The sequence below is a fragment of the Burkholderia sp. MSMB2157WGS genome, from assembly GCF_001532755.1.
Lineage (GTDB): Bacteria > Pseudomonadota > Gammaproteobacteria > Burkholderiales > Burkholderiaceae > Burkholderia.
Genome location: NZ_LPJG01000005.1, coordinates 147,734 through 159,580, shown reverse-complemented (window position 1 = coordinate 159,580; position 11,847 = coordinate 147,734). Strand labels below are relative to the sequence as shown.

Annotated in this window: 10 protein-coding genes; 6 read left to right on the top strand and 4 right to left on the bottom strand. The window is 69.8% G+C overall.

The window, feature by feature from the left end; all coding sequences use genetic code 11:
- Positions 1 to 6 precede the first annotated feature (6 nt).
- The 4 genes from gcvH (at position 7) to WT53_RS02110 (ending at position 6,085) form a co-directional block, all read left to right on the top strand.
- Positions 7 to 387, top strand: coding sequence for a glycine cleavage system protein GcvH (gene gcvH / locus WT53_RS02125; RefSeq protein WP_034209611.1), 381 nt, complete (start codon positions 7 to 9; stop codon positions 385 to 387).
- Positions 388 to 445: 58 nt separating this feature from the next.
- Positions 446 to 3,373 carry an aminomethyl-transferring glycine dehydrogenase gene (gcvP, locus tag WT53_RS02120; protein WP_034209612.1) on the top strand — a complete coding sequence of 976 codons (2,928 nt, stop codon included), beginning with the start codon at positions 446 to 448 and terminating at the stop codon, positions 3,371 to 3,373.
- A gap of 150 nt (positions 3,374 to 3,523) precedes the next feature.
- Positions 3,524 to 4,666, top strand: a complete 1,143-nt coding sequence (locus tag WT53_RS02115; protein WP_034209613.1) for an alginate lyase family protein — start codon at positions 3,524 to 3,526, stop codon at positions 4,664 to 4,666.
- Between the two features lie 30 nt (positions 4,667 to 4,696).
- Positions 4,697 to 6,085, top strand: coding sequence for an L-serine ammonia-lyase (locus tag WT53_RS02110; protein ID WP_034209614.1), 1,389 nt, complete (start codon positions 4,697 to 4,699; stop codon positions 6,083 to 6,085).
- 66 nt (positions 6,086 to 6,151) lie between these two features.
- Here the strand turns inward: WT53_RS02110 and WT53_RS02105 are convergent, their stop codons facing one another.
- Both WT53_RS02105 and vapB read right to left on the bottom strand, forming a co-directional pair.
- Complete coding sequence (locus WT53_RS02105) at positions 6,152 to 6,553, bottom strand: type II toxin-antitoxin system VapC family toxin (protein ID WP_034209615.1); 402 nt, start codon at positions 6,551 to 6,553, stop codon at positions 6,152 to 6,154.
- Complete coding sequence (gene vapB, locus WT53_RS02100; RefSeq protein WP_034209858.1) at positions 6,553 to 6,789, bottom strand: type II toxin-antitoxin system VapB family antitoxin; 237 nt, start codon at positions 6,787 to 6,789, stop codon at positions 6,553 to 6,555. The genes WT53_RS02105 and vapB overlap by 1 nt, the downstream gene beginning before the upstream one ends.
- Before the next feature lie 309 nt (positions 6,790 to 7,098).
- Here vapB and WT53_RS02095 point away from each other — a divergent pair, with 309 nt between their 5' ends.
- Positions 7,099 to 8,802 carry a thiamine pyrophosphate-binding protein gene (locus WT53_RS02095; protein WP_034209616.1) on the top strand — a complete coding sequence of 568 codons (1,704 nt, stop codon included), beginning with the start codon at positions 7,099 to 7,101 and terminating at the stop codon, positions 8,800 to 8,802.
- Positions 8,799 to 9,893 (top strand): ADP-heptose--LPS heptosyltransferase, encoded by a 1,095-nt coding sequence (locus WT53_RS02090; protein ID WP_034209617.1) that lies wholly within the window; start codon positions 8,799 to 8,801, stop codon positions 9,891 to 9,893. Before WT53_RS02095 ends, WT53_RS02090 begins: the two co-directional genes overlap by 4 nt.
- Positions 9,894 to 10,000: 107 nt before the next feature.
- Here the strand turns inward: WT53_RS02090 and WT53_RS02085 are convergent, their stop codons facing one another.
- Both WT53_RS02085 and WT53_RS02080 read right to left on the bottom strand, forming a co-directional pair.
- Positions 10,001 to 11,017 (bottom strand): helix-turn-helix domain-containing protein, encoded by a 1,017-nt coding sequence (locus WT53_RS02085; protein ID WP_034209618.1) that lies wholly within the window; start codon positions 11,015 to 11,017, stop codon positions 10,001 to 10,003.
- Between the two features lie 230 nt (positions 11,018 to 11,247).
- Positions 11,248 to 11,796: a hypothetical protein gene (locus WT53_RS02080; protein WP_034209619.1), complete on the bottom strand. Its 549-nt coding sequence runs from the start codon at positions 11,794 to 11,796 to the stop codon at positions 11,248 to 11,250.
- Between the last annotated feature and the right edge of the window lie 51 nt (positions 11,797 to 11,847).

Genomic DNA, 11,847 nt, shown 5'->3' with positions numbered 1-11,847 from the left:
CATCCGATGAGCAACGTCCCGGCCGATCTGAAGTACACCGACGAACACGAGTGGATCCGCACCGAAGCCGACGGCACGCTGACGGTCGGCATCACCGATCACGCGCAGAGCACGCTCGGCGACATCGTCTTCCTCGAGCTGCCCGAAGTCGGCAAGTCGGTGACGGCGGGTGACGCCGTCGGCGTCGTCGAATCGGTGAAGGCGGCATCCGACATCTACTCGCCGGTGTCCGGCGAAATCGTCGAAGTCAACGAAGCGGCCACCGATGCACCGGAAGGCGTGAACAGCGACGCGTACGGCGTGTGGCTCTTCAAGATCAAGCTCGCGGCCGGCGCGTCGACCGACAAGCTGATCGACGCCGACGCCTACAGCAAGCTGATCGACTAATTTCCCTACCCGAACCGCGCGGCGCCGGCCTCGGCCCGCGCGGGACCAGAGTCACGCCATGAAGCTCGAACACCCGGACCGCCTGATGAACCGCACGCCCCTCTCGCTCGCCGCGCTCGAAACGCACGACGCGTTCGCCGAACGCCACATCGGCCCCGACGCCGCCAGCCAGCAGGCCATGCTCGACACGCTCGGCTTCGCGTCGCGCGCCGCCCTGATCGACGCCGTGATCCCCGCGTCGATCCGCCGCGCCGAAACGCTGCCGCTTGGGCCCTTCGCGCAGCCGAAGAGCGAGGCCGAAGCCCTCGCCGCGCTGCGTGCGCTCGCGGACAAGAACCAGGTGTTCCGCTCGTATATCGGCCAGGGCTACCACGACACGCACACGCCGGCCGTGATCCTGCGCAACGTGCTCGAAAATCCGGCGTGGTACACGGCCTACACGCCGTACCAGCCCGAAATTTCCCAGGGCCGCCTCGAGGCGCTCCTGAACTTCCAGCAGATGGTGGCCGACCTCACGGGTCTCGCGATCTCGAATGCCTCGCTGCTGGATGAAGCCACCGCCGCGGCCGAAGCGATGACGCTGCTGCAGCGCACCGGCAAGCCGAAGTCGAACGTGTTCTACGTCGCCGACGACGTGCTGCCGCAAACCCTTGAAGTGATCCGCACGCGCGCGCTGCCGGTCGGCATCGAGGTCAAGACGGGCCCGGCCGCCGACGCCGCGCAGGCAAACGCGTTCGGCGTGCTGCTGCAGTACCCGGGCGTGAACGGCGACGTGCGCGACTACCGCGCGCTCACCGAAGCGATCCACGCGGCCGGCGGCCACGTGGTCGTCGCGGCCGACCTGCTCGCGCTCACCGTGCTGACGCCGCCCGGCGAATGGGGTGCGGACGTCGCGGTCGGCAACACGCAGCGCTTCGGCGTGCCGATGGGCTTCGGCGGCCCGCACGCCGCGTATCTCGCGGTGCGCGACGAATTCAAGCGCCAGATGCCGGGCCGCCTCGTCGGCGTGACCGTCGACGCGCAGGGCAAGCCCGCGCTGCGCCTCGCGCTGCAGACGCGCGAACAGCACATCCGCCGCGAGAAGGCCACGTCGAACGTGTGTACCGCGCAGGCGCTGCTCGCGATCATGGCGAGCATGTACGCGGTCTACCACGGCCCGCACGGCCTGAAGACGATCGCGCTGCGCGTGAACCGCATCGCGGCGCTGCTGGCCGCCGGCGTGAAGCAGCTCGGCTTCGCGACCGTCAACGACACGTTCTTCGACACGCTGACGATCGATACCGGCGCGCGCACCGCGCAAGTCCACGCATTCGCGAAGAGCAAGCGCATCAACCTGCGCCGCGTGAGCGACACGCAAGTCGGCGTGTCGGTCGACGAAACGACGACGCGCGACGACCTCGCCGATCTCCTCGACGTGTTCGCGCAGGCCGCGGGCGGCACCGCGCCGGCCGTCGATGCGCTGGACGCGGGTCTCGACGGCGTCGCCGCATTGCCGGCCGGCCTCGAGCGCACGAGCGCGTACCTGACGCACCACGTGTTCAACCGCCATCATTCCGAAACCGAAATGCTGCGCTACCTGCGCAGCCTGTCGGACAAGGATCTCGCGCTCGACCGCTCGATGATCCCGCTCGGCTCGTGCACGATGAAGCTGAACGCGACGTCGGAAATGCTGCCCGTCACGTGGCCCGAGTTCGGCCGCATCCACCCGTTCGCGCCGGCCGAGCAGACCGTCGGCTACCGCGAGATGATCGACCAGCTCGAACAGATGCTCGTCGCGGCCACCGGCTACGCGGCCGTGTCGCTGCAACCGAATGCGGGCTCGCAGGGCGAGTACGCGGGCCTGCTGATCATCCACGCGTACCACGCATCGCGCGGCGAAGGCCATCGCGACGTGTGCCTGATCCCGGCGTCCGCGCACGGCACGAACCCGGCGTCCGCGCACATGGCCGGCATGAAGGTCGTGGTCGTCGCGTGCGACGCGCAGGGCAACGTCGACATCGCCGACCTGAAGGCGAAGGCCGAGCAGCACTCGAAGAACCTCGCGGCGATCATGATCACGTATCCGTCGACGCACGGCGTCTTCGAGCAGAACGTCCGCGAGATCTGCGAGATCGTCCACGCGCACGGCGGCCAGGTGTACGTCGACGGCGCGAACATGAACGCGATGGTCGGCCTGACCGCGCCGGGCCAGTTCGGCGGCGACGTGTCGCACCTGAACCTGCACAAGACCTTCTGCATCCCGCACGGCGGCGGCGGCCCGGGCGTCGGCCCGGTCGCGGTCGGCGCGCACCTCGCGAAGTTCCTGCCGAACCAGCGCTCGACCGGCTACGCGCGCGGCGAGGAAGGCATCGGCGCGGTGTCGGCCGCGCCGTACGGCTCGGCGTCGATCCTGCCGATCTCGTGGATGTACATCGCGATGATGGGCGCGAAGAACCTGACCGCCGCGACCGAAACCGCGATCCTCAACGCGAACTACATCGCGAAGCGCCTCGCGCCGCACTACCCGGTGCTGTATTCGGGCCCGGGCGGGCTGGTCGCGCACGAGTGCATTCTCGACCTGCGGCCGATCAAGGAAACGAGCGGCATCAGCGTCGACGACGTCGCGAAGCGCCTGATGGACTACGGCTTCCACGCGCCGACGATGAGCTTCCCGGTGCCGGGCACGCTGATGGTCGAGCCGACCGAATCGGAATCGCAGGAAGAACTCGACCGCTTCATCGCCGCGATGATCGCGATCCGCGAGGAAATCCGCGCGGTCGAGGAAGGCCGCGCCGATCGCGAGGACAACCCGCTGCGTCACGCGCCGCACACGGCCGCCGTCGTCACCGCGAACGAATGGCCGCATGCGTACTCGCGCGAGCAGGCCGCGTACCCGGTCGCATCGCTCGGCACGAACAAGTACTGGCCGCCGGTCGGCCGCGCGGACAACGCGTACGGCGACCGCAACCTGTTCTGCTCGTGCGTGCCGGTGTCGGACTACGCATAACGCGCGTCACGCCCGGAGCCGACCGACGGTGACCGCACCGCACGCAACCCCGGTTGCGTGCGGTTTTTGCGTTCGTCGGGCCGACCGGTTCACGTTCATCCGCCAATCCGGCTAACATCACACGCGATCCAGCCAATGAAGGAGTTCCGCATGGTGCGTCCGATGTTTCCGGGCCATGGTGCAACAGAGCGGCGGCCGCGCACGCGCGCAGGCCGTTCCGTGCCGATGCTCGTCGCGTCGCTGTCGCTGGCCGCCGCCGGCCTCGGCATGTCCGGCCGTGCGCACGCGGCGATGAATTTCTGCGCGGCGCCGGCGCTGCAGGCGAGCGAGACGACGCAGGCCGAGCCAGGCGTGCAGGCGCTGATCCGCAGCGTCGACGCACGCATCGGCGAGCAGCCGAAGGCGATGGCGCGCGTGCACACCGAAGGCACGCTGCCGCACGAAGGCATCTACGACCAGAGCGCCGCCGCGCTCAAGGACATGGACCTGATGCGCGATGCGGCGCTCGCGTGGCGCGTGACGAACGCGCCGCGCTACCTGCAACTCGTCGACCGCTTCCTGTCCGCGTGGGTCTCGACCTATCAGCCGAGCTTCAACCCGATCGACGAGACGCGCTTCGAGAGCCTGATCGTCGCGTACGACATGACCGCGAGCGCGCTGCCGGTGAAGACGCGCAACGCGGCGGCCGCGTTCATCGCCAAGCTCGGCGCCGGCTATGTCGCGCAGGTCGACGCGCAGAAGCGCCCGCTCACCGGCACCTGGCGCAACAACTGGCAGAGCCACCGGATCAAGCTGATCGCGCTGTCCGCGTTCACGCTCGGCGACCGCAAGATGATGAACGCCGCGCAGCGGCTGTTCGTCGAACATCTCGCCGACAACATCGGCCCGGACGGCAAGACCTGGGATTTCGAGGAACGCGATGCGCTGCATTACGCGGTCTACGATTTGCAGCCGCTGGTGACGGCCGCGCTCGCCGCGCGCCGCTTCAACCGCAACTGGCTGCGCGAGCGCGGCGCGAACGGCGCGACGCTCGCGGCCGCGCTCGACTGGCTCGTGCCGTATGCGCTCGGCGAGAAAACGCACGAGGAATTCGTGAATTCGCCGGTGCCGTTCGACGCGAAGCGCCGCGAGGCCGGCCTGCCGGGTTACACGGGGCAGTGGGACCCGAAAAACGCCACCGAACTCTTTCATCTGGCCGCGCGGCTCGACGGGCGCTATGCCCGCGTCGCGCAGCAGCTTTCCCCAACGCCGCCCGCATGGCTCGCCGCGTGCCTGCCATTGCAGGCGCGCTAGCTTCATTCTTATCGCAAGGCAGGTATCGAAATGGCAGTCAGCGTGTTTGACCTCTTCAAGATCGGCATCGGTCCGTCCAGTTCGCACACGGTCGGACCGATGCGCGCGGCGCTGATGTTCGTCCAGGGCCTCGAGCGCGACGGGCTGCTCGACGCGACGGCCCACGTGAAGGTCGAGCTGTACGGCTCGCTCGGCGCCACCGGCAAGGGCCACGGCACCGACCGCGGCGTGATGCTCGGCCTGCTCGGCGACGCGCCCGACACCGTGGATCCCGACACGATCGACGCGCGGCTGGAAGACGTCCGCAAAACGAAGCAGCTCGCGCTGCTCGGCACGCATCCGGTGCCGTTCGTGCTGAAGGACAACATCGCGTTCTACCGCCAGGCGCTGCCCGAACATCCGAACGGGATGAAGCTGCGCGCGAGCGACGCGAACGGCGCGGTGCTGGTCGAGCGCACTTACCTGTCGGTCGGCGGCGGCTTCGTCGTGACGGCCGGCGCGCCGAACACCAAGGTACTGAGCGCGGCCGAGCAGATGACGCACCCGTTTCGCACCGGCGCGGAGCTGCTCGCGCTGACCGCATCGACCGGCAAGTCGATCGCGCAACTGATGTGGGAAAACGAGCGCGCATGGCACACCGAGGAAGAAACGCGCGACGGGCTGCTGAAGATCTGGGCCGTGATGCAGTCGTGCGTGTCGCGCGGCTGCGGGATCGGCCATCCCGATGCCGACGGCAACCTGCCCGGCCCGTTCCAGGTCAAGCGCCGCGCGCCGCAGCTGTACCGCACGCTGACCGGCAGCCCGGAGCGCGCGCTGCAGGACCCGCTGTCGATGATCGACTGGATCAACCTGTACGCGATCGCGGTCAACGAGGAAAACGCGGCCGGCGGCCGCGTCGTCACCGCGCCGACCAACGGCGCGGCCGGCATCATCCCGGCCGTGCTGCATTACTACACGCGTTTCACGCCCGGCGCGAACGAACAGGGCGTGATCGACTTCCTGCTGACGGCCGCCGCGATCGGCATCCTCTACAAGCTCAACGCGTCGATCTCGGGCGCGGAAGTCGGTTGCCAGGGTGAAGTGGGTGTCGCGTGCTCGATGGCGGCCGGCGCGCTGGCGGCCGTGCTCGGCGGCACGCCGCAGCAGGTCGAGAACGCGGCCGAGATCGGGATGGAACACAACCTGGGCCTGACCTGCGACCCGGTGGGCGGGATGGTGCAGATCCCGTGCATCGAGCGCAACGCGATGGCGTCGGTGAAGGCCGTCAACGCGGCGCGCATGGCGCTGCGCGGCGACGGCTCGCATTACGTGTCGCTCGACTCGGTGATCAAGACGATGCGCGAGACGGGCGCCGACATGAAGACGAAGTACAAGGAAACGTCGCGCGGCGGGCTCGCGGTGAATATCGTCGAATGCTGATGCCGACCCCGGCGGCGACGCGGGATGGACCGATATCCCGCATTGCCGCCGGCACGGCGCCCGACGCTAGTCGTTCAGCCAGTTCTCCAGTCGCAGCCCCGGATAGCTGACGAAATCCCGCTCGTTGTTGGTCACGAGGACGACATCGAGCGACACCGCATGCGCGGCGATCAGTTTGTCGAGGTGATCCTTCTTCCGCTCGCGGGTGGCGTCGCGGATCGGGCCATACGCTTGCGCGGCCGCGGCGTCGAACGGCGCGACGGGAATATCCTCGATCAATGCGGCGAGATGGCGGCGCTCCCGGGCCGGACTCGCACATGCGGTCACGCCGTACTCGAGCTCCGCATAGGTGATCGCCGACATGACGACGTCGCCCGTGTAGCACTGCGCGAATCGTTTCGCGACCTGCTCCGGCTGATGCTTCATCAGATAGATGCACATGTTGGTGTCGAGCATGAAGCGCGGCATCACAATCCCTCGCGTTCGGCCTGCTCCTGATCGCCGCGCCCTTCGGCCATGAAGTCCGGCCCGAATTTCGCGAATTTCTGCAGTACCTGCGTCAGCGGCCGCCGCATCGGCCGAATCCGGATTTCGTCACCGACGCGCTCGATTTCCAGTTCGATGTCGCTGCGTTCATAGGCGAGGTCCGCCGGAATTCGCACGGCCTGCGAGTTGCCGTTCCTGAATACCCTCGTGGTATGCATGTCGATCTCCGCTCGGATGTACATTGTATGTACATTATCCGATGCGGGCGAAGATGTAAATCCATGTGTGTACATAAGCCTCCCGATGGCGTTCCGCTCGATACGTGAGCGTCAACGCCCCCGCTGAACGCCGACATGCCGATTCGGCGTCGGGCTCAACATCCATGGCACTCACTTTCCGCCGTCGCACGAACGCGCACAAGCTGGCCGACCCGCCCAGCGTTCCGGCACTTTTCGGCGGCCGGCGTACCGGCGCTCGGCCAACCGGCGTAAGCTGTACGTCCCGCTACCCAAGGGAGACGGCTGCCCATGTCGCATTCCAAGGATCTCGAGCCGCGCGCCACCACCGGTGCGCGACTGCTCGTCGATGCGTTGCTCGCCAATCACGTCGAACGCGTGTTCTGCGTGCCGGGCGAGAGTTTCCTCGCCGTGCTCGATGCGCTGGCGGACGACACCGCCCGCATCCAGACGGTCGTCTGCCGCCACGAGGCGGCCGCCGCGAACATGGCCGAAGCGGTCGGCAAGCTGACCGGCCGCCCCGGCATCGCGTTCGTCACGCGCGGGCCGGGCGCGACGCATGCGTCGATCGGCGTGCACACCGCGTTCCAGGATTCGACGCCGATGATCCTGTTCGTCGGTCAGTGCGCACGCGAGCACCTCGACCGCGAAGCCTTCCAGGAAATCGACTACCGCCGGATGTTCGGCCAGATGGCGAAATGGGTCGCGCAGATCGACGATCCGCGCCGCATCCCCGAATACCTGAGCCACGCGTTCCACGTCGCGACGTCCGGCCGGCCCGGCCCGGTCGTGCTCGCGTTGCCGGAGGACGTGCTGTCCGACGCGTGCGCACCGCAGCCCGTCGTGCCGGCTGCGAAACGCATCGCGGCGGCGCCGTCGGCCGCGCAGATCGACGAGCTGCGCGAACGGCTCGCGCGCGCGGAACGGCCGTTCGCGATCGTCGGCGGCAGCGGCTGGACGCCCGACGCCTGCGCGAACCTGCGCACCTTCGTCGAACGCTGGCAATTGCCGGTCGCGTGCGCGTTCCGCTACCAGGACACGATCGACAACGCACACCCGAACTACGCGGGCGACGTCGGGCTCGGGATCAACCCCGCGCTCGCGAAACGCATCCGCGATGCCGACCTGCTGCTCGTGATCGGGCCGCGCCTCGGCGAAGCGACGACCGGCGGCTACACGCTGCTCGACATCCCGAAGACGCGCCAGACGCTGATCCACGTGCATCAGGGCGCGGACGAACTCGGCCGCGTGTACGCCGCCGACCTGCCGATCGTCTCCGGCATGCCCGAGATCGCCGCGCCGCTGGCCGCGCTCGAGCCGCCCGAGCGGCCCGCGTGGGCCGGCGCGGCCGCCGACGCGCACCGCGCGTACCGCGAATGGCATGCGCCGCTGCCGATGCCCGGCGACGTGCAACTCGGCGACGTGATGGTGCAGTTGCGCGAGCGCCTGCCGCACGACGCGATCCTGACCAATGGCGCGGGCAACTATGCGATCTGGCTGCATCGCCACTTCGCGTACCGGCACTTCCGTTCGCAGCTCGCGCCGACGAGCGGCGCGATGGGCTACGGACTGCCGGCCGCGCTCGCCGCGAAGTCGCTGTATCCGCAGCGCGCCGTCGTCGCGCTCGCCGGCGACGGCTGCTTCATGATGGCCGGCAACGAGCTCGCGACCGCGATGCAATACGGGCTGAACATCGTGGCGATCGTCGTCAACAACGGCCATTTCGGCACGATCCGCATGCATCAGGAGCGCAACTACCCGGGGCGCGTGCACGGCACGGGACTCACGAACCCGGATTTCGCCGCGTATGCACGTGCGTTCGGCGCGCATGGCGAGACGGTCGAGCGCACCGCCGATTTCGCGCCCGCGCTCGAGCGCGCGCTGACCTGCGGGTTGCCCGCGGTGATCGAGATCCGCATCCCGCAGGACGCCAGCACGCCCGCCGCGACGCTCGAGCAGATCCGCGAGCAGGGCCGCCGCGCGCGTAGCGCATGACGATGGACATGCGCACCGCGCCGCCCGTCGCCGCGCTGTCGCCCGACGACGCGCTGACCTGCCCCGGCACGCTGCTCGCGCCCGACGGCATGCTCGTCGCGCCGTACGACCTCGAGCACGGCGACACGCACGCCGAAGGCCACGTGCCGGCCGCGCCGGCGCTCGGCCTGCTGCACGCGGCCCACCGGCCGTTCCGCCTCGATTACGGCGACGCGCGGCACGTGCACGTGATCAACGGGATGGGCGTCACGCTCGGCGACTCGGTGATCGGGCTGACGGCCCTCGCCGCGCTGCGCGCGGCCCATGCGGACCTGCGCTTCACGCTGTACCGGCCGGCGCGCGCGCCGCGCTATGTCGACGCGCTGTACGCGCTCGCGGCCGACGTCGTCGCGCCGTCACGCACGCTGCCGTGCGCGGCCGACGCGCTGCCCGCCGACGCGCACTGCATCGACGTCGGCAATCACCTGTACTGGCCCGCATTCGCGCGGCTGCCCATGATCGATTTCTTCCTCGACGCGCTCGGCGTCGATCCGGCCGCGGTGCCGGCCGCTGCAAAGCGCAACCGCTGGCTCGCGCGGCTGCCGCTGCCCGCGCTGCCGGCCGCGTGGCAGCGGCCGTACGTGCTGTTCTGCCCGAATGCGAGCACCGCGGTGCGCAGCGTGCCGCCCGCGCTGTGCATCGGGTTCGTGGAGCGGCTCGCGCAGCGTTACGGGCTGCCGGTGGTCGGCTTCGGCCCGCTCGCGCATCCCGCCTACGTGGACGTGAGCCGCGACGCGACCGACACCGCGCGCTTCATCGCGTGGATCAAGGGCGCGAGCCTGCTGTTCGCGCCGGACACGGCGGCCGTGCATCTCGCCGACGGTTTCGACGTGCCGACGCTCGCGTGCTTCACGACGATCGGGCCGGCATCGCGCGTGCGCGACTATCCGCACTGCGTGCCGGTCACGCTCGACGTGCCGGCCGAATTGCACGGGCTGCATCGCAGCGAGCGGCCGGACGATCTGGCGGCGGTCGAAGCCGCTTACCGCGCAATCGACTGGGACGCGCTGGCGTGGCCCGCGCCGCGCGACGCGGCGGCAGCGGCCATCTGAGCGAAGCCGGCGCGGCGGCGAGCGGAACGATCGAATCGGCAGCGCGCCCGACGCCAGTCCCCGCCGCGAGCGCCACACCGGGCGCCCGGCACACCGTGCCGAGCGTCTCACGCGCGATCGCGCAGCGTCTCCGACGGCCGCTTGCCGAACAGGCGCCGGTAATCGGTCGCGAACTGGCTGAGATGCCAGAAGCCCCATGCCTCCGCGACGTCCTGCACCGAGCCGGCCGCGCGCCCGCACAGGTCGCGCCGCGCGCCGTTCAGCCGCAGCGTGCGCAGGTAGGTCGCGGGCGCCATCCCGAGTACGTCCTGGAAGCAGTACTGCAGCGTGCGCCGGCTCACGTGCAACTGCTCGCACAGCTCGGGCACGCCGACCGGGCGCGTGCGATGCGCGAGCACGTAGTCGCGCGCCTGGTCGACGAGCCAGCGGCGCGTCGACGGCGCGCTGCCGCTGCCGTCGTCGGCCGGCTGCGCGCACGCGTCGAACAGCGCGGCCAGCACTTCGGCCTGCAGGTCGTCGCGCTGCGCATCGGGCAGCGGGCCGGCCATCGCCACCGCACCGTCGAGCCGGCGGCCGAGCAGCGCGCACAGGCGCGCGAGCCGCGCGTCGCCGACCTGCATCACGCGCTGCGTGAACAGCCGCTCGTCGAGCGCGCGATGCTCCACTTCCTCCGCATAGCGACGCAGCACGTCGCCGCGCACGACGACGCCGTAGATCGAGAACTGCGCAGGCGTCACGAGTTCGAATTCGACGTTGCCGGGCCGGAATGCGAGTGCGCCGGGGCCGATGCGGCACGCATCGATGCGTGCCGAGCCGTCGCACACGAGCGGGATGCCGAACCAGTACGCGTCGCCGCGCACTTCGCACGCCTGGCGCAGCAGGTGGCTGGTCGATTCGCGAAACAGCTTCATCGTGTCGAGCGGCAGCTCGGTCAGCGTGCCGACGAAACGGCCGGCCGCGAGCTGGTCGTAGGTCTGCCGCCAGCCGATCAGGTTGCGCGCCTGCTCGTCCGCATCGTGCGCGACGCTGACGACGGCCTGCCCGGCGAACGCGTCGTCGCCCTGCGCGCTGCGCCGCGTGTCTTCGGCGGTCGGTTCTTCCGTACACGCCACGTGTTGATCCATCGTGTCCTCCCTCACCTGCGCGGAACCCTGCGTATCACGCAAGTCCCGTGCCGAACCGCACGGCCCGGCGCGCCCCGCCATTCCACGCTGTCCGGCCAATGCGCGCCATGCGGGCGCACCCGAAGGCGGCACGTCGCGCACGCCGCCGGTGCGATCCGCGCGGCGACCGCGCATGCGTGCCGCCGCCCGAGCCGGATGCCGACGCCCGGATGCCGACGCCCGGACGCCGGCTACCGGGCCGGCTTCAGCCGCACGACCCGCGTGCCGCAATTGCCGTATGCCTGCGCGATCGCCAGTTCGACGATCGCGCTGCCCGCCGCCCACGGCGCCGCGTCCGCTTCCGGCAAATCGGCGCGCAGCGTGGTGCGACCGTTGATCCGGTAGCGCAGGCCGCGCACGAAATCGACGAACAGCAATCCGACCCCGCTGCCGTCGCAGGCGGCCGCGTCGATCCAGCCGCCGTCGCCGTCATGCGCGGCGGGCAACGCGAACCGCAGCGTCTTCGTATCGATCACGCGCACCACCGGCAGCAGATCGCCGTGCTCGCTGCGCCGGCTCTGCACGATGTCGCAGGTCATCGACGCACCCGCGCCGGACGCCGTGCCGACGAACATGAACGGTTGCGATTCGACGAACTGCCGTACGCCGATGCTCAGCCGCGTGGTCACGGCGTCGCTCATTCGCTCGGCTTCGTCGGCGACGCCGAAGCGGTGTTGCGCGTCGAGTTCGCCCGGATGGAATACCGGGTGACGCGGAAAGGATCGGGGCGGTTCTGCCATGCCGGGAGTCGTCACATGCATCGGTGCACCGTGCCGTCGCGCATGCGCGAC